This is a genomic window from Mycobacterium timonense (assembly GCF_025821985.1).
Lineage (GTDB): Bacteria > Actinomycetota > Actinomycetes > Mycobacteriales > Mycobacteriaceae > Mycobacterium > Mycobacterium avium.
On sequence record NZ_JACKSY010000066.1, the window covers coordinates 317,613 to 341,637 of the forward strand.

Genomic DNA, 24,025 nt, shown 5'->3' on the forward strand with positions numbered 1-24,025 from the left:
CAACCATGGAACCGATTTCACCGACGGATGCGTTGTTCCTCATCGGCGAGTCACGCGAGCATCCGATGCACGTGGGCTCGCTGCAGCTCTTCGAGCCGCCGCCGGACGCCGGCCCGCATTTCGTGCGCGAGAGCTATCAGGCGATGCTCGAGTGCACCGACGTGCAGCCCACCTTCCGCAAGCACCCGGCGTTCTTCGGCGGCGTCACCAACCTGGCCTGGTCGATCGACAAGGAGGTCGAGCTCGACTACCACCTGCGCCGCTCGGCGCTGCCCGAACCCGGACGGGTGCGCGACCTGCTGGAGCTGGCGTCCCGGCTGCACGGCAGCCTGCTCGACCGGCACCGCCCGCTGTGGGAGGCGCATCTGGTCGAAGGGCTCCAGGACGGCCGGTACGCCGTCTACACCAAGTACCACCACTCCCTGATGGACGGGGTGTCCGCGCTGCGGCTGGTGCAGCGGGCCTTCACCCCCGATCCCGACGACGACGAGGTCCGGGTGCCCTGGAGCCTGGCGCCGCGCCAGCGCGGACCACGCCGACGCCCGTCGCTGCTCGAGCGGGCCGGCCGCACCGCCGGGTCGGCGCTCGCCCTGGCGCCGTCCACGCTGAAGCTCGCCCGGGCCGCGTTGCTCGAACAGCAACTCACCCTGCCGTTTCAAGCGCCGCGCTCGATGTTCAACGTCCGCATCGGCGGCGCCCGGCGGGTGGCCGCGCAGTCCTGGCCGCTGGAGCGCATCAACGCGGTCAAGGCGGCCACCGGCGCCACGGTCAACGACGTCATCCTCGCGATGTCGTCGGGCGCGCTGCGCGCCTACTTGCTCGACCAGAACGCCCTGCCGGACGCCCCGCTCACCGCGATGGTTCCGGTCAACCTGCGCAAGCCCGACGACGACCGCGGCGGCAACCTGGTCGGCACCTTCCTGTGCAACCTCGCCACCGACCTGGACGACCCCGCCAAGCGGCTGGAGATCATCAGCGCGTCGATCCGCGACACCAAGGAGGTGTTCTGGCAGCTGCCGCCGGTGCAGCAGTTGGCGCTGTCCGCCTTCAACATCGGCGGGCTGTTCTTCGGGCTGATCCCCGGCTACCTGTCGACGGCGTCGCCGCCGTTCAACATCGTCATCTCGAACGTGTCGACCGGCCGCTCGGAGCGGTTGTACTGGCGCGGCGCCCGGCTGGACGGCAACTACCCGCTGTCCATCCCGCTGGACGGTCAGGCGGTCAACATCACCGTGACCAACAACGCCGACAACCTCGACTTCGGCCTCGTCGGCTGCCGGCGCAGCGTGCCGCATCTGCAGCGGATGCTCGGCCATCTGGAGGCGTCCTTGAAGGAATTGGAGCTGGCCGCCGGCGTCTGAGAAGCGCTGCGCCGCTTACCCGTTGCGGCCCGGCCGGTTTCCGGTGCAGCACTGTCTGCCCGACATGGCGCTGGCCTGCGACGACCCGTTGCCGGTGAAGTTCACCCCGTCGGCACCCGTTGGCAGCTAATCGACTTCAAACCCGTTGAGCACCAACGGGATTCGGGTCGAGAGCGTAATCCAGGTAGACGCTGGTACCGTCCGGGCGGGCGTGGATGGTGCAGTGCTCGGCCAGGTTGTGCATCAGCATGATGCCGCGGGACGCGCGTGGGTCGCTCGACAGCCGGCACGACGGGCTCTGCCACCGGCCGCGGTCGCTCACGCACACCCGGATCGACTCGGCGCCCGGGTCGTAGCTGGCCTGCAGCTTCATCGCGCCGGTTCCGCGGTGCGAGCGGTAGGCGTGCTCGACGCAATTGGCCAGCGCCTCGTTGACTCCCAGCACCACGTCGTCACGCACGTCGTCGGGCGCCCGCACCTCGTGCTGCAGCCACCGGTGCAGGGCGCGGCGCCACGCCGTCACGGTGTCGGGGCGGGCGCTGCCGGCCAGCGTCAACCGCACCGGCGTGGCAGTCTGCGACGGTAGTGGGCTCATGAGTGCCGCATACCCCGTTGCGGGGGCGGCGATAACCTTTTCCGGGTATCGCTTCGACCACGGATCAGTTGCGGTCCGGAATCCGGCGGCGCGGCCGCAGCACCGGCGTCACCAGTTGACCCGTGGCCAGGTAGCTGTCGAGATTGCGCAGCGCCAACGAAGCCATCGCCCGCCGGGTCCGGGCGGTGGCGCTGCCGACGTGCGGCAGCAGCACCACGTTGTCCAGGCCGACCAACTCGGCGGGCACGTGCGGCTCGTCGGCGAACACGTCCAGCCCCGCGCCGGCCAGTTCACCGCCGGCCAGCATCTCCACCAGCGCCTCCTGGTCGACGACGCTGCCCCGGGCGATGTTGATCAGGTAACCCTCGGGGCCCAGGGCGCGCAGCACGGCGCGGTCGACGAGTTTGTGGGCCTGGTGGTCGCCGGTGGTGGCGACCACCAGCACGTCGACCAATTCGGCGAGCTCGACGGCGGAGGCGGCATAGCGATACGGGGAGCCGTCGATGCGCCGGCGGTTGTGATAGGCGATGGCGCAGTCGAATCCGCGCAGCCTGGTCGCAATCGCCGAGCCGATGCGACCCAGGCCCAGGATGCCGACCTGGAGCCCGCTGACGTCCCGGCCGTACGGGAACGGCCCCTCGCGCGCCCACCGCCCGGCCCGCACATACCGATCGGCGGCGCCCAACCGGCGCAGCGTCATCAGGATCAGGCCCAGCGCGGTGTCGGCGACGGTATCGGAGAGCACGTCCGGGGTGTTGCTGACGCCGATTCCACGGCGGTCGGCGGCCGCGGTGTCGATCAGGTCCACACCGGCGCCGTTGTTGACGATGACCTCCAGGTTGGGCAACGCCGCGATCAGGGCGGCGTCCACTCCGGGCCGTCCCCAGGTCAGCAGCGCCCGCACCTCGGCGGCATGCTCGGCCAGGAACCGGTCGCGCGCGGCACCGTCGGGCAGTCTCGGGACGTCGTAGCGCGCGGCCAGCTCTTCTCCGAACGCCGGCTCCAATTCGCCGACCCGGAACACGCCGCTGAGCTTTGTCACCGCCACGCCTCCATCATCGCCGACGCGGCAACGCGGGAAGGAATCGCGTCGGGACGCGGTTGAACCGCGAATGCGCATCGGAGTCGTCTTCCCCCAGACCGAGATCGGATCGGACCCCGCGGTGCTGCGCAGCTACGCGCAGCGGGTCGAGGAGCTCGGGTTCACCCACATCCTGGCCTACGACCACGTCGTCGGCGCCGACCCGCGGGTGCACCGGGGGTGGCGGGGTCCCTACGACATCGACTCGACCTTTCACGAGCCGTTCGTGTTGTTCGGCTACCTGGCGGCGATCACCTCGCTGGAACTGGTCACCGGCGTCATCATCCTGCCGCAGCGCCAGTCGGTGCTGGTGGCCAAGCAGGCCGCCGAGGTCGACCTGCTCACTGGTGGCCGCTTCCGGCTCGGCATCGGATTGGGTTGGAACGCCGTCGAATACGAAGCGCTCGGTGAGACGTTCACCAATCGCGGCAAGCGCTCCGAGGAGCAGGTCGAGCTGATGCGCAGGCTGTGGACCGAACACTCGGTCACCTTCGACGGCAAATACCACACCGTGACCGCGGCGGGACTGGCCCCGCTGCCGGTCCAGCGGCCGATCCCGGTGTGGTTCGGCGCCGCCTCCGATCGCGCCTTCGAACGCGCCGGCCGCCTCGGCGACGGCTGGTTCCCGATGACCGAACCGGGACCCGGCCTGGACCACGCGCTCGAGCAGGTGACCCGCGCGGCCGAGGCGGCCGGCCGCGACCCCACGAGCCTCGGGATGGAAGGCCGGGTCAGCTGGACCGACGACCGCGACAAGCTGGCCGGCGACATCGCCGCGTGGAGAGCCGCTGGGGCCACGCATCTTTCGGTGAACACCATGAAGGCCGGGTTCGCCGGCGTCGACGAGCACCTCGCCGCGCTGGAGCGGGTGGCCGCCGACCTGAGGTAGCGCGCGCAGGTCACGCGCCCCCGGGCGCCGGCGTCACGCGCCCCCGGGCGAAGAGACCTGTTCGACCAGGCTCAGGTGCGAGTTGCGGCGCCGCGCCGCCGGCTCGGTCGTGTCGCGGACCTCGACCGTTCCACCGGTGGCGCAGTGCCGTCGTTGCCAGTCGCCGATCGCCTGATGCGCGGCGTGATCGAGATAGTTGGTGAGCAGGTGCACGGTCACCGAGGTGCGCTCGGGGATGGAGGCCAGCACGCCGGTCAGCCGTGGCAACGCCAGGAAGGTGCATGCCCCCTCGATGACGACGTGCCATCCGTCGCCCACCGGTTCGGCCTCGATCCTGGCCCGCACCACCCGCCACCCGGTCACCACCACGGCGAGCAGCAGACCGATCAGCACGCCGTGCAGCAGGTTGAGGAAGATGACGCTGGTGACCGTGACCAGATAGATGGCGAGATCGCCGTTGCGCAAAGCGGTTTCGATGTGCGCCGGCTTCAGCAACTCGATCCCGATGACGATCAGCAGGCCGGCAAGCGCGGCGGTGGGGATCTTTTCGACCAGCCCGGCAAAAGGCACCGCGAACACCAGCACCCAGAAGCCGTGCATGATGGTCGAAGCGCGGGTTTTCGCACCGGCGTTGACGTTCGCCGAGCTGCGCACGATGACCCCGGCGATGGGCAGCCCACCCAGCGCGCCCGACGCGATGTTCGCGGCGCCCTGGCCGATCAGCTCGCGGTTGAAATCGGTTCGGGGGCCGGTGTGCATGCGGTCGATCGACACCGCGGTGAGCAGGCTCTGCACGCTGGTGATCAGGGTGACGGTGATCACGGCGATCGCGACGGCCCCCCAATTCCCGTGCGGCAGGGACGGCAACCGCACCGCGTCCAGCACCGAGCCGTCCAGCTCGATCCGGGATACCTTGAACGGCAGCACCATTGAGATGATCGTGACCACCACGATGGCGACCAGCGGGCCGGGGACGATGGCCAGCCGGGCCGGGACCCAGCGCCAGGCCACCAGGATCGCGATCACCAGCAGGCCCAACACCAGTCCCGGGCGGTGCGCACCGAGAATCTGCGCGGGCAGGCCGGTGACATTGCTCCAGGCCGAACTCTTGGATGACCCGCCCAACAGCACGTGCACCTGCTGCAGGGCGATCGTGATGCCGATACCGGCCAGCATGGCGTGCACCACGACGGGCGAGATGGCCAGGGCGGCGCGGGCGATCCTGCTGAACCCCAACAAGACCTGCAGGACTCCCGCGACGACGGTGATGAAACAGGTTACACCCCAGCCGAATTCGGCCACCACGTCGGCCACCACGACGGTGAGCCCGGCGGCGGGCCCGCTGACCTGTAGCGGCGATCCCCCGAGCCATCCGCCGACGATGCCCCCGACGATCGCGGCGATCAGGCCGGCGAGAACCGGGGCGTCCGAAGCGATCGCGATCCCCAGCGACAGCGGAAGTGCCACCAGGAAAACCACCAACGAGGCGGGCAGATCGTAGCGGAGCACCTCGCGGAGCCGTTCGCTTCGCGACGTCGACACACCTTGCCGCTCTGGTGATCCGGCTCGTTGCATGGGGCCCTCCCCTGAATTCGTCAATGGCGGTGGGCTTTTGGATATCCACCCGGTAACGACACGCCGAAGGTTCGAATATCCGTACAGCGCAGGCGATTACAGATACCAGGAACGTCGTTGTCCAGCTGGCCAGACCTCGGCCGCTGGGTACGAAGGTAGGCGGACGCCCGACAACGGGTCAACCGGACCGGCCGGGCGCATACCGAATCCAAATGTTTTTGGATTACTCCAAAACAAAGACCGGGATCTGCCTGGCCGTCTTCGTCTGGTACTCGGCGTAGGGAGGATAGGCCTGGACCGCGCGTCGCCACCACTGCTCGCGTTCGGCTCCGGCCAGCTCCCGCGCCCGCAGAGTGACAACCTTGTCGCCGTCCTGCAGCGTCACCTCCGGGTGGGCCTTGAGATTGAAGTACCACGCGGGATGTTCCGGCGCGCCGCCCTTGGACGCGACGACGGCGTACCGGCCGTCGTGTTCCACCCGCATCAACGGCACGTAGCGCCTCTTGCCCGACTTCGCCCCGGTCATGGTCACCAGCACGACGGGCCGGTCGAAGACCTCGACCCCGTCGGTCGTGCCCTGCCGCAGAATCCGTTCGGTCTGTTCGCGCACCCAGTCGGTGGGGCTCAGTTCGATGTCGTCGGCCATACCAGCATTGTCACGGGCGCGTGCAGTGAAAGCCAATCGCTTAAATCAGCTAACTGGTTGCCGTTTCGGTCACGGCTCGGGCGCAACAGCCTTGCACCATATATCAGGCGCGTTGACATATATCAGGCTGGTTGATATAAAGTGGGCATGTCTCAACCAACGCACGAGATGTTCGAAGCGGCCTACCGGGGCGAGTCACCCGAGATGGGCGAGGGCGCCCGGCCGCCGTGGAGCATCGGCGAACCGCAGCCCGAGATCGCGGCCCTCATCGAGGCCGGCAAGTTCCACGGCGACGTGCTGGACGCCGGGTGTGGCGAGGCCGCGGTCTCGCTGTACCTGGCGGAGCGCGGGTTCACCACGGTGGGCCTGGACCAATCGCCCACCGCGATCAAGCTGGCGCGTGAGAAGGCCGCCCGTCGCGGCCTGACCAGCGCCAGCTTCGAGGTCGCCGACATCAGCGACTTCACCGGCTACGACGGTCGTTTCGGCACCATCGTGGACAGCACCCTGTTCCATTCGATGCCCGTCGAGCTGCGCGAGGGCTATCAGCGATCGATCGTGCAGGCCGCCGCGCCGGGGGCGTCGTACTTCGTCCTGGTCTTCGACCGCAACGCGATGCCGGCCGAGGGCCCGGTCAACGCGGTCACCGAGGACGAGCTGCGCGAGGTGGTCGGCAAGTACTGGGTGATCGACGAAATCCGGCCGGCGCGCATTCACGCCAACGTGCCGGAGAACTTCCTGGCCGCCTTCGAGGCATTCGCCGGCGCCGACATTCGCGACGAGGACAACGGACGTAAGTCCGTGGGCGCCTGGTTGCTGTCGGCGCACCTCGGCTGACCGCACCACGGAGCGCGCGGCTTACGGGCCGTCCCAGCTCTCCGGCAGCATCGGTATCCGGGCGCCGTCGCCGGATTCGTTGCCGGCCAACGTGTTCAGGCCCGAAGCGCGCACGCCCGACTTGGGCAGCGTGCCGGCGAAGCCCTGTATCGACCCGCCGGAGTCCGACGGCCGGTACCGGTCCTGTGCTGCCGATGCGACCGCTACTACTTCGTCGTCGCCCTCGATGAATTCGTAGCGGTATCCGGGGTCGATGACCGATCGTGGACGCCGGCGGGTGCGTCCCTGCTCCTGCTCGACCGCCGCAGCGCCGGCGCTCGAGGCCGCCGGCCGCCCGGCGGCTAGCGCGCTTCTGGCCCGGGTTTGCGCCTTCGAGTCCATGCCGAGCCCGAAGCTGCCCACCATGTAGCCGAAACCCTCGGCTCCGGTCACCGGGGCCGGGGGTACGGGCGGGGTCGCCGGCGGGGCAATCGCGGAGGCTACGGGCGCAGGGGTGGACACCGCCGATGTCGCCGGTGCTACCGGGCTGGTCGGGGCCATCGGAGCCATCGCCGGAGCGGCCGACACCACCGGCGGTTGCGCGCCCATCCCGGCGGGCTGCGGCATGGCAGCGGGCGCCGGGGCGCTCGCCGGAGCGGCCAATCCGGCCAACCCTGCCAGGCCCGCCAGTCCGGCCAGCCCTCCCAGGCTGGTGATGGACAGGCTCAAGCCGACCTGCAGCAGCAGCGGCAATTCTTGGAGGATGAACCGCAGTGTTCGGATGGTCCAGTTGATGATCCGGTAGGTCTGCCACGCGATGAAATAGTTGATCAGCGCCGGGAACTGGGACGGGTTGAGCAGGCCCGAAAGGTTCTGCTGGAGCCAGGCCACGGCCTGAGCGTTGCCGTTGAAGAAATTCCCGAGATTCTGCAGGTACTCCGACGGGCTCCAGTTCGGCTGGCCCTGACCGGGGATCTGCTCACCGTCGGGCCCGAACAGCATCTCCCAGATCTCTTCTGGGGTGGGCAGCTGAAAGGAACCCGTACCGCCGCCGCCACCGGCGCCGGTCCCACCGCCGGTGCCACTTCCGGCTCCCGTACCGGTGCCGGTTCCGGTCCCGGTCCCAGTGCCGGTGCCCGTTCCGGTCCCCGTGCCCGCTCCCGTTCCGGACCCGCTGCCGCTGCCGGCCTTCCCTCCGGTGCCCGACCCGGCGACGCTGGTCATTTGCACGGCTTCGGTCGTCGCCTGATAGGTGGTCATGGTGGTGGCCGCCTGAGTCCACATCCGCGCGTAGTCGGCCTCGTTGACCGCGATCGGAATCGTGTTGACCCCAAAGAAATTCGTCGCCACCAAGGCCGCGTGGGTCGCATGGTTGGCGGCCAGCTCCGGCAGCGTCGGCATCGCGGCCAGCGCGGCGGTGTACGCGGTGGCCACCCCCTGATGTTGGGCGGCCGCTTCGGCGCTCAACGCGCCGGCAAGCTGGAGCCATGCCAGATATGGCATGTGCGCGGCCACGTACCTGTCGGCGGTCGGGCCGTCCCAGACCGGCATGGAGCCGGTCAGCACGGCCGTCAATTCGGTTGCCGCCGAATCATATTGGGTGCTCAACCCCGTCCAGGTTGCTGCGGCCGCGAGCAGCGGGCCGGGCCCCGGGCCGCTGCTCAGCAGCGTCGAGTGCACCTCTGGCGGAAGGGCCATCCACACCGGCGCGGTCATCGTCAGCCCGCGCTCAGGTAGGTCGACGCGGACGCCGCATCGCCGGCGACATAGTTGACGCCGGCCAGACTCACCCCCAACCCGGCCCGCCCCAACACTTCAACACCCTTGGTCGCCGCGGCCGAATGCTGGCTGCCACGTTCACTGAACACCGCGGCGGCGGCCAGCGATACGGGGTCGGCTGCCGGTGGAACCACCACCGAGACCACCGGGGCCGCGGCCGCATGCACGGCCGCCAGTTGAGCGGTGATCGCGTCGACCGCCGCACTCGTCGCGGCCAGGCCCTCGGGAATAACTCGCAGCGTCATAGCGGCCGCTCCTTAGTATCGCCTTCCATATGCGCCGACCTGCACCGACGGCGGGCGACCCAGACCAAGCGCCACCACCCAGGCGAGCAGGCCGGCGACGAACCCGAAAACCAGATGCCAGCCCCCCCGCTCGAGCATCCCGTGCGATGCCCAGGCTGACAGGTTGGCTCCGGACTGCCACGTCAAGACCGAACTGGCAAGCGCCACAAGGTGAACGGGCGCGGCTGCGACCGCGAGTATCCACCGGCGCGTCCGCACCGCGGGAAGGGAAGCCACGGCATACAGCAACACGGCGGCGGCCACATAGCGACTGCTCCACAACGGATCGGTCAACCCGTGCACCGGCAACGCCGCGATCGATGACGCCGCACCGACCGCGAGCACCGTCTCGCGCCGTGCCGTCACCAGCGCAACCGCCGCCAGCATGGTCAGCCAGACCAACCCGCGGTGTCCCGGCAGAGCCAGCGGAATCCGGACGTCGGTGCAGGCGACGATGATGCCGACCGCGAGCAGGGGGAACGCCACCTCCCGGACGCCAGTGAGCCCGCCCGCCGGTCGCTGCATCACGGTCATGCGGGGATCATAAGCGGCCAGGACCTACACTTATCCGTATTTACGGCGTATTCACAGGATGGGATCCGTAAATGCGCAGAAATAGACGGGTGGCTCGGGTGGTTGCGGTTCTGGTCGTGAGCGCCGGGCTCGTCGCATGCGGCGGGTCGGGCGGGCTGCAACTGGTCGTGCAGGAGAACCAGCACGTGCTGCAACGATTCACCATCTCGCAGCTTCAGCAGCTCCCTCAGGTGGAGGTCGAGACGCCGCAATCACACGGCGCACAAATCCAGAAGGGACCCAGCGTGCGTTCGATCCTCAATGCCGCGGGCGCGACCGGCGTCGTCCGGGTGCGGGTGGAAGGCCGCGACCCGGCCCAGTCCCTGACGGCGGCCGAGCTCGATGATCGGACCATTCTCGGCTTCACCAAACGCGACACACTCAAGCTCACCGGCGCAAAACTCGGCCGTGATCAGTGGGTTCGCGATGTGACCGACCTGGTGATCAATCCATGACCGGCCGGGCCGCGCTGGCCGATGTGGACCTGCTGATCGGCATCGACGACACCGATAATCCCTATACGCCCGGCACGGGCCGGCGGGCCCGGGCCCTGCTGCACGAGTTGCAGGCGGCGGGCCTCGGCTCCCCGGCGGGCGCCACGCGTCATCAGCTGCTGGTCGACGACCGGATCCCGTATACGTCCCATAACTCGAGCGCCTGCCTGGCCTGGCGGAGCCCCGACGGCGATCCACACGCAGCGCGAACCGGGATCATCGAACTCGCCGGGCGATTCCTCGAACGGGTATGCCCTCCCGATGCGGACCCCGGGCTGGCCGTCGTCGTTCCGGGCGAACTCGCCGGCGCCGCGCCGCGCCTGATCGAATTCGGACGCCGCGCTAAGCGAGAAGTGTTGCATCCCAACGAAGGCCGCGAACTCGCCGCGGCGGTGGGTGTGCATCTGTCCGGTCACGGAGGCACCCGGGAGGGCATGACCGGCGCGCTCGCGGCGGTCGGACTGCATTTGTCCGGCAACGACGGGCTGTTCATCACGTTGCCCGGCATCCGCGAGCTGCCCGACCGGGCCACCGTGGAGACGGTTTTCGCCACGGCGCCCATCGATCTCGCCCGCGACGCCATGTACCGTCAGCCCCGTTCCGGCGAGGTGATCGAACTGGGCGACTGGGTACGCCCGGTGTTGCTCGACGGGCTCGCCGTCTTGCTCCTCGAGCCGCCGCGCCAACAGGACAACGGCGGTAGGACATGGCGAACGGCACCGCGCGCGGTGGTCAAGCAATACTGACTCCACGCACCGTGAGCAGGGCGCTCGGCTTCGACGGCATTCGCCGGGTTTCGGGGCCCGTCATTCGGGAGATCCTGATTGGAGGCAGTGCAGACGTTCAGAGGAGATCTCGGTGGATCAGCAAGTCAGCTCCGACCCGCCCGCTAGGCCCGAGGACGCTCAGAAGGCAACCGAGGAACAGCGCAAGCTGCAGGAACAACTCGATCACCAGGACGAAGATCCGGACGGCCCGGGATTGCACCAATCTCGGCACGACCTTCCCGACGAGAGCACACGATAGTCCGCGAAAGCCAGTCATTCGCAACGTGTTTGATCCGTCTAACAAGGCGTCGGACTCAGGATGGGGATTGCGCCGCGGATTGTGACGGCGCCGGCCGCCGGTGGTCATGGGCAAGCGCCGCGGCCGCCTGCCAGGTCAGCGCCATCCCGCCCAGAACCGCGGTCGGAATGGCCCACAGCCGTCGCACCATCAGCGCGCTACCGCATTGATCAACGTAGTTGGTGCCCGCCGGGCCGACCGCGCTTGACGCCTGGGTCAGCTCCGTCGTGAAGCCGCTGCCGCACTTGACCTGCAGGCCGAACTGATCGTAGGCATCGATGAAGACCGGGAACCGCAGCGCCAGCAGGCCGCCGGCCAGGCACACCACGGCCGCGAAGACGATCAGCGGACCGCGGTGCATCACGCCACCCCCTAGGTCATGCACACGTTGGCGAACAGCAGCACCGGCCAGGACACGATCGAACCCAGGAACGACACCACTAGATCGACCCCGTGCATGTCGTGCAGATGCGCCGTGTGGGTGCTCGACCAGATGACGCCGACGATCAGGTACGGCGTCCCCAGCAGGATGCCCAGGCCCAGCAGTTCGGCGATGGTCAACTGATAGTCCAGGACTTTGCGAATCGTGCTGAGCATGGGCCTGCCTTCCCGCGGGCGCTGCGGACTGGACGGCAATTATGTTAATCGCCGTTCGCACAGTCCGGTAGTACCCCGGGGATACTTGTCACCCGTGCCATCGGCCCGGTGCAACCGAAGATGCGGGGCCGCATGGGCGGTCCGGGAACAGGCGTTGCCGCCGCGCGCCTGAGCCGGCCGAAAAGTGGAGCGTGGTTCGCCAACCTATCAGCGGCGTTGCCGGCCGGCGCCGCGAAGTCCGTCGCGCGATGCGGCCGCGGGTCGTCCCAGCACGGTGACCTCCATCAGCCGCCGAACCGTGGTGCTGGCGGGCGCGCCGGTGTTGGGGTAAACCAGCCGGCCGATGTCCACCGCCAGGGCGAACGCGGCGTGCACGGCGTAGCGGGCGCGGCCCAGGGTCAGTTCCGGTCTGGCCGCCACGGCGAGCCGGGCCCAGGATTCGACGGTGGAGCGCTGAATGTTGTAGAGCAGCACCGCGTCTGTCTCCGGCAGGTTGTGCCGCTCGGTGTAGTACACGCACGCCAGCTCGGGGTTGGCGAAGGACCGCGTGACGTAGGCCTCGATGAGGCGCGCCAGCGCCTGCTCCGGGTCGCTGCTGGTGGCCAGGATGCTGGACAGGTCGGCGGAGAGCTGGTCGGCGGCGCGCCGGTAGTAGACCGCCAGGATCGCGGCCTTCCCCGGAAAGTATTGGTAGATGCTGGCAACCGGGATGCCGACCGCCGCGGCAATGTCTTCCATCCCGGTTTCCCGGTAGCCGCGCTCGTTGAACAGCCGCATCGATTCGTGCAGCAGCAGTTCGTAGCTGCCGGCGGCGCTGGTCAGCGTCGGCGCCCGCGCCGGTTCGGAGCCGCGGCCCCGCTGTGTCGGCAGCTCGGCCTTCAGCACGGCGGCGGCGATGTCGCTCAGCGTCGCGCGGATCTCGGCGTTGCCGAGCCGGGACCGGTGGTCGGTGATGCTGCCGATGACGCTCAGGGTGGCCGCCGACAGGATCCAGCGTTGCCGCGACGTGAGTTTCGGCCGGAGCTTGATCAGCGGACGCTGCAGCCGCCGGTTGATCACCTTGATCTGCTCGGCCAACTTGCGCTGGTCGTCGCCGCGCAGATAGCGACCCTCCCAGCGATAGAGCCCGCCGGCGGTGCGGTTGACGATGGTGGTGTCGATCAGCGCGGTGGTGAGGGCGCTCAGGGTTTCCCCCGGATCGGCGTCGGCGGGCAGGTCGTCGGCGAACGCCGTGGCGTCCACCAGTTGCTGGCCCAGCGCCAGGAAGACCTCACGGAACAAGTCGTATTTGCCCTGGGAATGCCGGTACAGGGCGGCGGCCGAGATGCCAACCCGCGCCGCGATGTTCTCCATGCTGACCGCGTGGTAACCGAGCTCGCTGAACGCGTCGGTGGCGGCCCGGGCGATCTGGACCTTGCGGTCCTTCGGGCGCCGCTTCACCGGATCCGCGGACGCTCGGCTGGCCGATGGCATACAGATCACCGTAGCCGCAGCAGCCGCTGACCGGGCGATTGGTGGACGGCCGGCCGGGCGCAGCCGGTGAACCGAGCGCACCCGGTTGGGCGCAGCGTGATATCCGAGGTCACTGGCCGGCCGACCCCGTTACGCCCCGCCGAATTCCGGCCGCAGCACCGGGGCAAGCACGCCGAGTGGGATGTGCGGCTGGGCGGTGCCTCCGTCCATCGACCACTGCTCGGATTGCCCGTACTGGATCGGGGAGTCGTGGCCGACCGGGTAATCCGGCAGGTACAGGATCAGCTCGTCGGGCGTCAGCGCCCACGCCTTGTAGCCGCCCGAGAACACCTTGTCCGGTGTCCAACGATCGACGGTGAACGGATACGTTCCCGGCGAGTGCTGCCATGCGGCGCGGTCGAGGGCCTCCTGGATGAACGGTTCGGCCAACGGCGGGATGGCGGCCAACGGGTCCACACCGGGTTTGGTGATGTCGGCCAGCTGTAGCTGCCTGCCGTTAGCCATGTCGAAGGTGAAGGTGCGGTAGGCGTTGTTGAAGGCCGGACCGTCGGCGTGGTAGTCCTCGTGGAATACCACGCTTTGGGCCGGGCCGTGTCCGAAGACCTGAAAGTTCTCCTCGCCCCAGCTGTCCTGGACCATCGAGGCGCCCTTGCTACGCCAGTTGGTCATCAGGGTGCGCAGATATTGGCGAATCGGCGGGCCGCTGGTCGGGTTGTCGATCAGATCGCCGGGCATCGCCATCTTGATGTCGCGGACGGCTTTTCGTTCCGACAGCACCGAGGTGTGGCAGTACTGCCCGTCCCAATCGCCGCCGAGATCGCCGCAGAACGACTGCGCCGACGCCGACGCCACGGGTGCGGTGAGCGCCGCCATCGTCACCGCCGCCGCGCCGACCGAGAACTGGAAGATGCGCATCGCCCGAAACGCCTTACGGCAGTTCGACTTTGCTGGCCAGCCAGCGGCCGCCGACATTTTCCATGGTGATCTTCATCCGGCTGCGGTCGACGCGGCCGTCGGGTCGCACCGTATTGCTGACCGTCTGGTCCACCATCAGCAACACCACCACCCTGTTCCTGCTCTGGGATTGGATCGCCGAGTCCACCACCGTGCCGTGCGCCGTGGCCTTGTTGTCGATGAGCAATTGCCGAAGCTGCACACTGGCTTTGGTGTAGGTGTCTTTGAACTCGCCGGTGGCTCCGCCGAGCACGGCCGCGAAGTTCTGGTCCACCTGGTTGGCGTCGATGCTCGTCAGCACCTGGGCATAGTCGACCGCGGTGCGCTGCGCCGCCTGCCCGGCCTGGGCCACCGCACGCTGGTCCCACAGTTTCCAGCCCAGCCCCCCGGCCAGGCCGAACGCGCCCGCGTAGACGGCGACGACGAGCGCGGCGCGACCGTACCGTTTCCATTGCCGCGCCGCGGTTTTCGGCTGAGATTCGGTGCGGTCCGCCGTGGCTTTTCGGTCATCGTCGGGCGGCTGCTCGACATCGTCGGCGGTGGCGCGTTCCTGGTCGGCGGTGACGGTCACGCTGGTGTCTCCTTGCGGTCTTGAGGTGGGTTCAGTGCGGCGGCTCGATGGGCAGCACCGGCCCGCCGTAGGGCGTCGGAATGGTGAAGCGGCCCTTGGGTGTTGGGTCGGTGGTTTGACCGAGATCCGCGCCGGGGGGCGGCCCCGCGGTGTCGTCGCCGCCCGGGCGAGGCGCATTCTTGGCCCCGCGGACCAGCACCTGTGGGTCGTCGTCTCGGCAGTAGGTGTACAGGAACGGTTCAGGGTAGTCCGCCGATGACGACGGGCGCCGGGGGGTGCCGTAGTCGCAGGTGTAGCGAGGGTAGATGTCGGCGGTGGCCCACAGCCCATGTTCGTGCATGGTGGTCATCAACGCCTCGAGCGTGGACCCGCGGTAGTTGGGGAAGACCGCGTTGAGCGCCGGGACCCGCAGGTAGACGACCCGCGCGGTGGTGACCAGGTTGGCCAGCAGCCCGACCATGGTGTCGGAATTGTCGTCGAACAGGTTGTCCACCGTGGACAACGCATGCGGGGTCTGGTCGACGAGTCGGCGGTAGCCGCGGTCCATCTTGTTCACACCGGCCATCAGGTCGCCGACGTTGCGGGCGGCGACCGAGAGGCCGGCGTTCTTGTCGGAGAGGGTCATCAGCACGACGCGGCTGGTCTTGAGCATGCTGACCGTCTGCGGCAGCACCGGGTCCATGGTGGAGAGCAGGAAGGTGGATCCGTCGATGATGTCGGTGAGTTTTTGCGGGCCTTGGTTGCTCAAACTCAGCTCCCGCTTGACGATTTCGAGTTTCTTCGGGTCGGTCTGGGCAATCAGCCCGTCGGCGTCGGCCAGCACCTGCGAGAGCGGAATGGGCGTGGTGGTGTGTTGCGGGCCGATCACGCTGCCGTTCGACAGGAACGGGCCGGTGTTGGAGGTGGGCTCGAAGTCGATGTACTGCTCGCCCGCGGGGGACAACCCGGACACCCGCACCGGGCTGGATGCGGGAATCTTGGTGTGCGCGTTGATGTTGGCGACGACCTCGACACCGCTGGGGATCGGTCGCAGCGATGTGATCCGCCCGACCCGGATGCCGCGGACGGACACGTCCTGGTTGGCCAGCAGTCCGCCGGATTCGGGCAGCCGGATGGTGACCTGGTAGGTCGACTCCAGCGGGTTGACCCGCAGGGCGCCGAGCGCCAGGTAGGCCCCGCCGACCACGAGCGTGACCAGCAGGGCGAGCCCGGACAGCCAGGTCCGTTGGCGGTGGCCGGCTTTCACTACGCCGACGACGAGACGGCCGAGGGTGTCGATCACCGCGGTGGCTCCGGGACCATGGGATCCGGGGGCGCCTGCCCGGCGGGGGCCGGCGGCAGCGGCGGACCGGACGGCGTCCACGGGCTCTGGCCCATCGGGGTTTGCGGCCCGCGGCCCACCACCCGTTCCTGTAGCCGCCACAACACGTACTTGATCGAGCCGATCAGGTAGTTCCAGTCGCGGCGCATCGGCCCGTGGAAGGCCGGATCACCCTTGAATCCCCCGGTCTCGGCGCCGGTGCCGGGGCGGGACCCGAGTACCAGCCGGTCGAAGCTGCCGCGGACCGAGATGGCTTGGCTGGGCGTGGCTTTCACGAACGGCGGGATCAGCCGGTTCAGGCCGGCCAGGCTGGTGTCGGGGCTCAACACTACGTCGTTCCAGGCGGCGGCGATGGCGTTGGCGTCCTTAATGACGCTGCGGCCGGTCTTGTCGGTGCCGGCGATCGACGGGAATTTGGAGAGCTGGCGGGTGGTGGCCCCGAGTTCGTCGACCACGTCGGCGATGTCGTCGGCGTTGCCGGACAGCACGTCGGTGGCGGGGCCGACGGCCCGCAGCACGTCGGTGATCGCCTGGTTCTTGGCGTCCAATCGGTCGGCCAGCGCCGCCGTTTCGGTGACTGCGGCGTCGATTTGGTCGGAGCGGGCATTGAGCTTGGTCAGCAGCGAATTGGTCCGGTTGATCAGGTCGCCGAAGGCGCGGCCCTGGTCGCCGGTTGCCTTGCCGGCTCCGTTGACGATGTTGGTGAAGTTGCGGACCGCGCCGCCGTTGACGAGCAGGGCCGCCGAGCTGAGCACGCTTTCCACGGTGGCGGCGGCGCGGGTGGCCGGCAGCCCGATGGTGTCGCCGGCCTTGAGCAGCGGGGCGCTGGGATCGGCCGGGACGGGTGGCTTGATCGCGACGAACACGTCCCCGAGCGGGGTGGCCGAACGCAGTTCCGCGGTGCTGCCGACGGGGACCCGGACACCGTCCATGATGCGCAGAGTGGTCACCGCGGTGTAGTTGCGCGCGACCATCGATTCGAGCTGCCCCACATCGGCGCCGGCGAGTTTGACCTTCGCGTGGGCGGGCAGGTTCAGCGCGTTGGAGAAGACGGCGTTGAGCAGGTATCCGCCCGAGCCGATCCCCGGTGCCGGCAGCGGCAGGCTGGCCAGTCCGTTGGTGGCGCAACCCGAGCTGGCCATGACCGCGCTGCACGCCACCGCCAATGCCTTGCGCTTGCCTGCCTTCATCGCTACTGCCCCATCGCCGAAAGACCGTCGAGTATGTAGGTCAGCCCGAAGTCGGGGCCGTAGTCCTGCAACGTGCCGGTGCTGCAACCTAATTGGCGCAGATGCATCAGATTGCACAGCTCCTTGGCGGACTGGCTGTCGGTGAGCGCCTTGTCGAGCAGGCCGTGCACCCGGATCGCGCCGTTGTTCTGGTCGACGGTGTTGTAGAGGTTTTCCAGGGTCAGCGGCAGCACGTCGAGCAGCTCGGCCACGCCGCGCTGATCGTCGACGAGTGTCTTGGCGGCGGTGTCGCCGTTGCGGACGGCCTGTTTGAGGTTGTCCCGGTTGTTCTCCATCAGCGTGGTGACCTCTTCCAGGATGCGGTTGATGGTGCGACCGGTGGCGCCGGTGCCGAACTTCTCGTCGGCCAGGATCTGGCTGAGCTGGCGTGTGGTGGAACCGAATTCGCGCACCTTGGCGTCGTTGCGCGCGGCGGCCTCGGTGATCGAGCTGAGGTCGGTGATGATGGTGGTCAGCTGCTCGCGGGTGGTGACGCCCCGCTCGGAGCTGAGGCGCAGCGCCTTGGAAAGCTCATCGAGGGCGGCCAGGATCTTCTTGCCGTTCCCGTCGGTGATGGCCACCGCCGCGTCGCTCACGTCGGCGATCGGCCCGCCGCCTTTGCCGTCGCCCTTGAGCGATTTGGACACCTTGTCGAGCATGTCGAGCACCCGGTCGAAGGCGACCGGCGTCTTGGTCCGGGTGAGCCCGATGGTGTCGTGGTTCTTCAGCACCGGCCCGCCGCGATACGGCGGCGTCAGTTCCACCTGGCGGTCGGTGAGGATCGAGGTGCTGATGGTGACGGCGCGGACCGCCGCAGGAATCTTCACCTTCTTGTCCACCGTCAGCTCGGCCTCCACATAACTGCCCTTGGACGTGACCTTGCTGACCTTGCCCACCGGCATGCCGAGCACCGCCACGACATTGCCCTCGTACAGGCCTGCGGCGCTGTCGAATTGGGCCGTCACTGTCATGGTGTCGAGGCGGGCCTTGACGTAGTGGCCAACCACCCCGATGGCGACGGCGGCCAGCGCCGCGGCGGCGGCAGCCAGGGCGATGAGTTTGCGTCGCCGGGACGTCATTTGCAGTCCTTGAAGTACTGGATCATGTTGAATTCCTTGGCCCGGCCGCTGATTGCGCACATCCAGGAGTCGATGGCCAGCCCATTGGGCAGGTTGAACTCGACGACCGGGCCGTAGCCGGTGGCGTTGGTCAGGCCCCGCAGCGTCACCGGGGCGACCTGCAGGATGTTGCGCACCAGGTCGTCGTGCTGGCCGACCATGTTGGTCAGCTGGTGCAGGTTCGCGAACAACTCGTCGAGCATCGGCCGGTTGTTGACGACGATCTTGTCGAGTTGGTCCACGAGTTCGGTCAGCGCCGCGAACATGGCGTGGAAGGTGGCCTGTCGCGCCACCAGGTGGCCGAGCAGATCCTGACCCTGATCCATCAGATGCCCGATGTTGCTCTGCTGATTGCGAAGCGTATTGACCACGCGCTGAGTGCTTTTCAGCAGCGCACCCAGCTGGCCGCGCCGGTCCGCGGTGATCGTCGACAACGTCTGCAGGTTTGCGACGGCCTGAGGTACCAGCGGCGGCACCCCGCCGAGTTGTTTGCCCAGCACGGCCAGTGACTGCGCGAACTGGTCGGAGTCGACCTGCTCGAAGGTGGTGGTGGCGTCCTCCAGCAGCGACTGCAGGTCGTAGGGCACCTCGGTGTGGGCGAGCGGGATCGTGTTGGCTGGTAGGGAACCCGGGCCGTCGGGCACCAACTCCAGATAACGCGACCCGAGGATGGTCATGACCTTGATCACCGCTCGGGTGTCCTTGCCCAGCGGCACGTTGTCGCGCACGCTCAGACCGGCCTCGACGTGATCGCCGGCGAGTTTCATGCTGGTGACGTGCCCGACCTCGATGCCGGCGACGGTGATGGGGTTGCCGGGCCGCAGCGTTGCGGCTTGCAGGAATTCGGCGGTGTAGTGGCTGTATCCGACGCCGAGCAACTTGATTCCCAGCGACACCGCGACCAGGACGGCGACCACCACCAGCCCGGCCAGCCCGAGCCATGTCCGGTTGTAGGACTCCAGCGGGCGCCGTCGCAGCCACCGCAGTTTGCGTGTGTCAGCCATTGGCCATGTTCCTGCATCGCGGGGTGTGCCACCCCAGGTTTTTCGTGGTGATCGGATACGCGTTGCCGGGCGTGGCCGCGTTGACGATGAAGGTGGTGATGTCGTTGAGTCCTGGGAAGAATCCGGTGGCGTTCAGGTCGCACGCGTAGGCGTTGCCGTAGGAGCCCTCACTGACGGCGCGGGCAAATCCCTTGAGCAGCAACGGCAGGTTGTCTCCGGTGAACGCCAGCTGGGGCTCGATCCCGACCAGGTGCTTGCTGAATCCCGGCTCCCGGGTTATCAGTTCGTTCAGCGACGGGTCGACGTCGTCGGCGATCGCCGACAGCCGCCGGGTCACCCGGGCGATCGAGCCCACGTCGTCCTGCAGTGCCGCGCGGCGGTCGTCGAAATTGGCCACCGCGTCCCGTGTTTGGTTCAGGGCCTGGTCGAGGTCGTCGTTCTGCCGGGCGACGGTGTCGGTGACTCTGGTCAGGCTGCTGATCAGATCGCCCAGCGACTGGTCGCGCGCCGACAAGGTCTTGGTGATCGTCGACGTCTGTTCCACCAGCAACGGAATGGAGGCCTGGTCGCCTTGTAAGGATTGCAGGACACCCTTGGTCAGGTCGTCGGCGTCTTTGGGGTTGAGCAAGGTGAACAGCGGCTCGAAGCCGTTGAGCAGCTTGCCGACGTCGAAGGAGGGATCGGTCTGCTGCACCGGTATCACACTGCCCGCGGACAGCGTTGTCCTGCTTCCGCTTTCGCCGAGCGACAGCCCCAGATACCGCTGCCCGATGATGTTCTGGTAGGTCACCGAGGCTACGGTATTGCCGTACAAACGCTGGTCGTTTTCGACGATGAACGACACCTTCGCCAATTTCCCGGCCAGTTCCACCTTTTCGACCCGGCCGACACGCACGCCGGCCATCCGGACGTCGTCGCCCACCCGTAGCCCGTACACGTCGGTGAACATCGCCGCGTACGGCGTGGTGGGGCCGGCCACATCGCGCCGCAGGGTGGCATACACCATCCAGGTCACGGCGATGGCAATCGCCATGAACAGCGATAGGCCGATCAGCGGTCCGCGCACCCTCATGTCGGTCCACCCGTCGCCGGCCGTAGCTGCAGGGAGACCGCGCTGCCGCGCGCCACCGGCCCCAGGAGCAGCTGCGTCGCCACGGACGCCGGCCGGCCCTGGCCGGTGATCAGACCCAGCTGGTCGCGTTCGCGTTGGCTACCAACGGGACCGACGTTGCCGCCGTACGCCGCTGGTGCGACCGGACCCGGCGGGGCCGGGCTCGGCGGGGGCGCCGGCGGCGGCGCGTCGTCGGGGTCGGCGGTGCCCGGCACCCGGGGCGCGGGACCGATCTGCCACGGCCACCACGGCAAGGGCGGGTTGGGGTCGGCCAGGCTGGGATTCGGGTTGTACAGCGGAGGGCCGGTCGCCACCAGGTTGCCGTCGGGTCCGATCTGGGTGCCCGGCGGCGGCGCCAGATCCGTGGGTGGGTGGTAGTTCTGCGGTAGCAGCACCTCGGGCAGGTCCGGCCGCACCGCGATCGTCGGCGCGGTGAAACAACTGGGCCCCTGCAGCTGGCCATATCGCGGGCAGTCGGCCCGGGTGTAGGTGTAGGTGGGTGTCAACGCCAGATTGACGCGCATGTTCCCGGTGTCGAGCTCGGGATCCCATACCTCTTGAAAGAACTTGTCGGACAGACGATTCAGCCTGGTGAAGATGGGCACGAATTTGTCGCTGTTCATCGCGAAGACGCCGAGGACCGGGGTGAGATTCTGCGTCATCTCGATCAGCTGGTCGGTGTGGTTGTCGAAGGCCTGCCGGTTGACGCTGAAGGTGTGGTAGGAGCCGGTGACCAGCGACCGGAACTGCTCGCGCTTCTCGACCAGGGTCTGCATCGGTCTGACCGCGTCGTGCAGGACGTCGACCAGGTCCGGCGCGGTGGACTGCAACCCGCGGGTAGCGTCCAGCAGCGCCGAGACCGTGGACGGCCCGGGGTCGGTGGCGACGATGGCGTTGAGCTCGTCGAGCACCCGGGTCAACTGTGCACCGGCGGTGAGCAGCGGGCCGCGCCGGTTGTTCGTGGCCGCGGCGACGGCGGCCAGGATGCCGACGCTGTGGTCTTCGCGGCCCCGCCCGGTGGCGGCCAGGATGTCACGCAGCTTGCTGATGGTGGTCTGGAAGATCACCGTCGACAGCTGCAGGTCTTCGGGGATGCGCGCACCGTTGCGGATGCTGGGGCCCGGCGCGCCGTCGACGAGTTGCACCGACGACACCGCGAACACGTTGCTGGGAACCACCCGCGCCGTCACCGCGCTCGGAATATCCTGGGCGTATTCGGGTTTCAGGTTGATGTGCACGTAGTTGGGCTTGCCGTAGGCCGCGGGAATGACGTTGTCGACCGCGCCGACGAGCAGCCCGTGATACTTGACGTCGGACCGGGCCGGCAGCCCGTCACCCACGTTGGTCAGCTCGGCGACCACGCGGATGTAGTCGTTGAGCCGCCCGGTGGACTTCAGCAGCAGGCCGCCGGTGATCAGCCCGGCGATCAGCAGCACCGTCGCCCCCAGGGCCAGCAGCTGGTGGTCGGTGGGGCCGCGGCCGTCGAAGTCTAACGAATTCGCCATTCAGCCACCGAATCTCGCGCCCGCGTCGATGCTCCACAACGCCATGGTGAGCAACATGTTGACCATGATCACGACGGTGATGCTGGCCCGCATCGCATGCCCGGCGGCTACTCCCACACCCTCGGGGCCGCCGGCGGCGTAGAACCCGTAGTAGCACTGCACGGTGGAGGAGAGCCAGACGAATACCACGCATTTGAGCACCGAGTAGGCGATGTCCTTGGCGCTCAGCATCATCGTGAAGTAGTGCAGGTACGGGCCGATGGATCCGCCGCTGATGATGTTGGCCACCACCTGGCAGGTCAGGTAGGTGACCGCCAGGCAGGCGATGTAGAGCGGAATGACGGCGATCACCGATGCCATCAGCCGCGTCGTGACCAGGAAGGGGATGGGGCGGATGGCCAATGATTCCAGCGCGTCGATCTCTTCGGCGATGCGCATGGCGCCGAGTTGCGCGGTGAACCGGCAGCCGGCCTGCATCGCGAAGGCCAGCGAGGCCATGATCGGCGCCAGTTCGCGGGTGTTGACCAGTGACGAGATGATGCCGGTCGCGGGGCCCAACCCGAGCAAGTTCAGGAAGTTGTATCCCTCGACGGCCACCAGCGCGCCGGCGGTGAAGCCGAGCACCACCGCGACGCCCGCGGTACCGCCGCCGACCACGATCGAGCCGTTGCCCCACGCGATGTTGGACAGCAACCGCAGGAATTCGGTCCGGTATTGCCGCAGCACGGTGGGCACCGCGAGCACCGCCCGGACGAAGAAGACCAGCATGTGTCCCAGCCGCATGGTGGGCGCGGCGGCGACCCGATAGGCACCGACGAACGGTCGCGCCAGGCCGGGGATGTAGGTCGAGGCCGTCATGTCACAACCCGGTCCTGGGGAACAGCGTGTTGTACAACTCGCTGATGCCGACGTTGACGATCATCAGCACCAGGATCGACTCCACCACGGCCGCGTTCACCGAGTTGGCCACGCCCGCTGGTCCGCCCTTGGTGAAAAGGCCTTTCTGGCAGGCGATCACCGCGACGATCGCGCCGTAGATCACGGCCTTGAGCAGCGCGACGATCATGTCCTCGGTGGTGGCGAAGGACGAGAAGGTCGCCACGAAACTGCCCGGCGCGCCGCGCTGGAAATACACGTTGAACAGATAGCTGGCCAAAAAGCCGACGAAGCAGGTGATTCCGGTCAGGGCGACACCGACCATGATCGCCGCGGCGAAGCGCGGCACCACCAGTCGGCGGATCACCGAGACGCCCATCACCTCCATCGCGTCGGTCTCTTCACGCATGGTCCGCGAGCCTAGGTCGGCGGTGATGGCGGAGCCGACGGCCGACGCCATCAGCACCGCGGCCACCAGCGAGGCGGCCTGGCGGATCACGGCGAGCCCACTGGCTGCGCCGGCGAGCGACGTCGCACCGACCTGGTTGGCCAGCAGGGCGAACTGGATGGACAGCGTCACGCCGATCGGCAGCGCCACCAGCACGGTGGGCAACACCGCCGTGGCCGCCATGAATGCGCCCTGGCGCACGAATTCCGCCCATTGGAAGCGCCCGGTGAACAGATCGACCACGCAGTACTCGACGGTGCGTACCACGAGAATGTATTGCTCGCCAAGGGTATTGAGTGAGGCAAGCGGGTGGCGCACGACATATCCGGCCGACCACTCCTGGATGGTGGCCACGCTGTCGGGTGCTCGGTCCTCGTCGAGCGCGCGCTCGTCCTGGGCGGTCATCGCCGGATGCGCCCCGGGGCAGCCACTCGCGGCTGCCGGTGTTCGTCACTGAGCGTTCGCTGTGCCCCCACGGGCGGATATGTTAACGGCTACTCAGCTTCGGCGGAAGATCTTCGTTGTCGGTCTCAGCGGCTGCGCTGCGGAGACGCGTGCGCTGAATTGGTGATGACCCACGGTCATCTCCGTTACAGACCTGGTGCGGTGCCTTGACGTGGCGATCGCTTCGGGGGAAGATCGCCTTCCACGCGGCCGATG

At 68.1% G+C, this 24,025-nt stretch carries 26 protein-coding genes; 6 read left to right on the forward strand and 20 right to left on the reverse strand.

The features are described 5' to 3' along the window. The first annotated feature begins 5 nt into the window (after positions 1–5). Positions 6–1,361: a WS/DGAT/MGAT family O-acyltransferase gene (locus tag H7I87_RS18160; RefSeq protein WP_011723354.1), complete on the forward strand. Its 1,356-nt coding sequence runs from the start codon at positions 6–8 to the stop codon at positions 1,359–1,361. Between the two features lie 136 nt (positions 1,362–1,497). Here H7I87_RS18160 and H7I87_RS18165 read toward each other — a convergent pair whose 3' ends face one another. Then, positions 1,498–1,923, reverse strand: coding sequence for an ATP-binding protein (locus H7I87_RS18165; RefSeq protein ID WP_003876895.1), 426 nt, complete (start codon positions 1,921–1,923; stop codon positions 1,498–1,500). Positions 1,924–2,020: 97 nt separating this feature from the next. After that, a complete protein-coding gene (locus H7I87_RS18170) occupies positions 2,021–3,004 on the reverse strand; it encodes a 2-hydroxyacid dehydrogenase (RefSeq protein WP_031348202.1) in 984 nt (327 codons plus the stop codon). Positions 3,005–3,068: 64 nt separating this feature from the next. On the opposite strand from H7I87_RS18170, the gene H7I87_RS18175 reads away from it, so the two are divergent. Beyond that, positions 3,069–3,926, forward strand: coding sequence for an LLM class F420-dependent oxidoreductase (locus H7I87_RS18175; RefSeq protein WP_023862060.1), 858 nt, complete (start codon positions 3,069–3,071; stop codon positions 3,924–3,926). Positions 3,927–3,959: 33 nt separating this feature from the next. On the opposite strand, the gene H7I87_RS18180 is transcribed toward H7I87_RS18175, so the two are convergent. Next, positions 3,960–5,501: a SulP family inorganic anion transporter gene (locus tag H7I87_RS18180; RefSeq protein ID WP_044543362.1), complete on the reverse strand. Its 1,542-nt coding sequence runs from the start codon at positions 5,499–5,501 to the stop codon at positions 3,960–3,962. Between the two features lie 223 nt (positions 5,502–5,724). Then, entirely contained in the window at positions 5,725–6,147 is a 423-nt protein-coding gene (locus tag H7I87_RS18185) for a nitroreductase family deazaflavin-dependent oxidoreductase (RefSeq protein ID WP_003876043.1), read from the reverse strand. 147 nt (positions 6,148–6,294) lie between these two features. Here H7I87_RS18185 and H7I87_RS18190 point away from each other — a divergent pair, with 147 nt between their 5' ends. Further along, complete coding sequence (locus H7I87_RS18190) at positions 6,295–6,984, forward strand: class I SAM-dependent methyltransferase (RefSeq protein WP_031348204.1); 690 nt, start codon at positions 6,295–6,297, stop codon at positions 6,982–6,984. A gap of 21 nt (positions 6,985–7,005) precedes the next feature. Here H7I87_RS18190 and H7I87_RS18195 read toward each other — a convergent pair whose 3' ends face one another. Genes H7I87_RS18195 through H7I87_RS18205 form a run of 3 tightly spaced genes read right to left on the reverse strand, consistent with a single transcriptional unit; the run spans position 7,006 to position 9,560 of the window. Beyond that, complete coding sequence (locus H7I87_RS18195; protein WP_011723349.1) at positions 7,006–8,679, reverse strand: PPE family protein; 1,674 nt, start codon at positions 8,677–8,679, stop codon at positions 7,006–7,008. Positions 8,680–8,681: 2 nt separating this feature from the next. Further along, positions 8,682–8,987, reverse strand: coding sequence for a PE family protein (locus H7I87_RS18200; protein ID WP_003876040.1), 306 nt, complete (start codon positions 8,985–8,987; stop codon positions 8,682–8,684). 12 nt (positions 8,988–8,999) lie between these two features. Continuing rightward, on the reverse strand, positions 9,000–9,560 hold the full coding sequence (locus tag H7I87_RS18205) for a hypothetical protein (protein ID WP_011723348.1): 561 nt from the start codon (positions 9,558–9,560) through the stop codon (positions 9,000–9,002). Positions 9,561–9,658: 98 nt separating this feature from the next. Here H7I87_RS18205 and H7I87_RS18210 point away from each other — a divergent pair, with 98 nt between their 5' ends. The 3 genes from H7I87_RS18210 (at position 9,659) to H7I87_RS18220 (ending at position 11,119) form a co-directional block, all read left to right on the forward strand. After that, entirely contained in the window at positions 9,659–10,054 is a 396-nt protein-coding gene (locus H7I87_RS18210) for a hypothetical protein (RefSeq protein ID WP_003876889.1), read from the forward strand. Then, positions 10,051–10,839, forward strand: a complete 789-nt coding sequence (locus tag H7I87_RS18215; protein WP_011723347.1) for a hypothetical protein — start codon at positions 10,051–10,053, stop codon at positions 10,837–10,839. The genes H7I87_RS18210 and H7I87_RS18215 overlap by 4 nt, the downstream gene beginning before the upstream one ends. Before the next feature lie 112 nt (positions 10,840–10,951). Further along, a complete protein-coding gene (locus H7I87_RS18220; RefSeq protein ID WP_011723346.1) occupies positions 10,952–11,119 on the forward strand; it encodes a hypothetical protein in 168 nt (55 codons plus the stop codon). A 55-nt stretch (positions 11,120–11,174) separates the two neighbouring features. Here H7I87_RS18220 and H7I87_RS18225 read toward each other — a convergent pair whose 3' ends face one another. From H7I87_RS18225 to H7I87_RS18285, 13 genes are all read right to left on the reverse strand, one after another. After that, complete coding sequence (locus H7I87_RS18225) at positions 11,175–11,519, reverse strand: hypothetical protein (protein ID WP_011723345.1); 345 nt, start codon at positions 11,517–11,519, stop codon at positions 11,175–11,177. An 11-nt stretch (positions 11,520–11,530) separates the two neighbouring features. Then, entirely contained in the window at positions 11,531–11,755 is a 225-nt protein-coding gene (locus tag H7I87_RS18230) for a hypothetical protein (protein ID WP_003876034.1), read from the reverse strand. Positions 11,756–11,962: 207 nt separating this feature from the next. Then, a complete protein-coding gene (locus H7I87_RS18235) occupies positions 11,963–13,195 on the reverse strand; it encodes a TetR/AcrR family transcriptional regulator (protein ID WP_011723344.1) in 1,233 nt (410 codons plus the stop codon). Positions 13,196–13,357: 162 nt separating this feature from the next. Beyond that, the gene (locus tag H7I87_RS18240) at positions 13,358–14,143 is read right to left on the reverse strand and encodes a mannan-binding family protein (RefSeq protein ID WP_011723343.1); all 786 of its coding nucleotides are present in this window, start codon (positions 14,141–14,143) and stop codon (positions 13,358–13,360) included. Positions 14,144–14,156: 13 nt separating this feature from the next. Continuing rightward, positions 14,157–14,753: an Rv1363c family protein gene (locus H7I87_RS18245; RefSeq protein WP_011723342.1), complete on the reverse strand. Its 597-nt coding sequence runs from the start codon at positions 14,751–14,753 to the stop codon at positions 14,157–14,159. A gap of 31 nt (positions 14,754–14,784) precedes the next feature. Continuing rightward, on the reverse strand, positions 14,785–16,035 hold the full coding sequence (locus H7I87_RS18250) for an MlaD family protein (RefSeq protein ID WP_011723341.1): 1,251 nt from the start codon (positions 16,033–16,035) through the stop codon (positions 14,785–14,787). After that, positions 16,032–17,264, reverse strand: coding sequence for an MlaD family protein (locus H7I87_RS18255; protein WP_011723340.1), 1,233 nt, complete (start codon positions 17,262–17,264; stop codon positions 16,032–16,034). The genes H7I87_RS18250 and H7I87_RS18255 overlap by 4 nt, the downstream gene beginning before the upstream one ends. 2 nt (positions 17,265–17,266) lie before the next feature. Then, positions 17,267–18,382 (reverse strand): MCE family protein, encoded by a 1,116-nt coding sequence (locus H7I87_RS18260; RefSeq protein WP_003876028.1) that lies wholly within the window; start codon positions 18,380–18,382, stop codon positions 17,267–17,269. Then, positions 18,379–19,425: an MCE family protein gene (locus H7I87_RS18265; RefSeq protein ID WP_023862064.1), complete on the reverse strand. Its 1,047-nt coding sequence runs from the start codon at positions 19,423–19,425 to the stop codon at positions 18,379–18,381. The genes H7I87_RS18260 and H7I87_RS18265 overlap by 4 nt, the downstream gene beginning before the upstream one ends. Further along, the gene (locus H7I87_RS18270) at positions 19,418–20,497 is read right to left on the reverse strand and encodes an MCE family protein (protein WP_019733187.1); all 1,080 of its coding nucleotides are present in this window, start codon (positions 20,495–20,497) and stop codon (positions 19,418–19,420) included. The genes H7I87_RS18265 and H7I87_RS18270 overlap by 8 nt, the downstream gene beginning before the upstream one ends. Further along, complete coding sequence (locus tag H7I87_RS18275) at positions 20,494–22,041, reverse strand: MlaD family protein (RefSeq protein ID WP_023862065.1); 1,548 nt, start codon at positions 22,039–22,041, stop codon at positions 20,494–20,496. The genes H7I87_RS18270 and H7I87_RS18275 overlap by 4 nt, the downstream gene beginning before the upstream one ends. Beyond that, the gene (locus H7I87_RS18280) at positions 22,042–22,899 is read right to left on the reverse strand and encodes an ABC transporter permease (protein ID WP_009974294.1); all 858 of its coding nucleotides are present in this window, start codon (positions 22,897–22,899) and stop codon (positions 22,042–22,044) included. A gap of 1 nt (position 22,900) precedes the next feature. Next, positions 22,901–23,770 carry an MlaE family ABC transporter permease gene (locus H7I87_RS18285; protein ID WP_019731908.1) on the reverse strand — a complete coding sequence of 290 codons (870 nt, stop codon included), beginning with the start codon at positions 23,768–23,770 and terminating at the stop codon, positions 22,901–22,903. Positions 23,771–24,025: the final 255 nt, after the last annotated feature.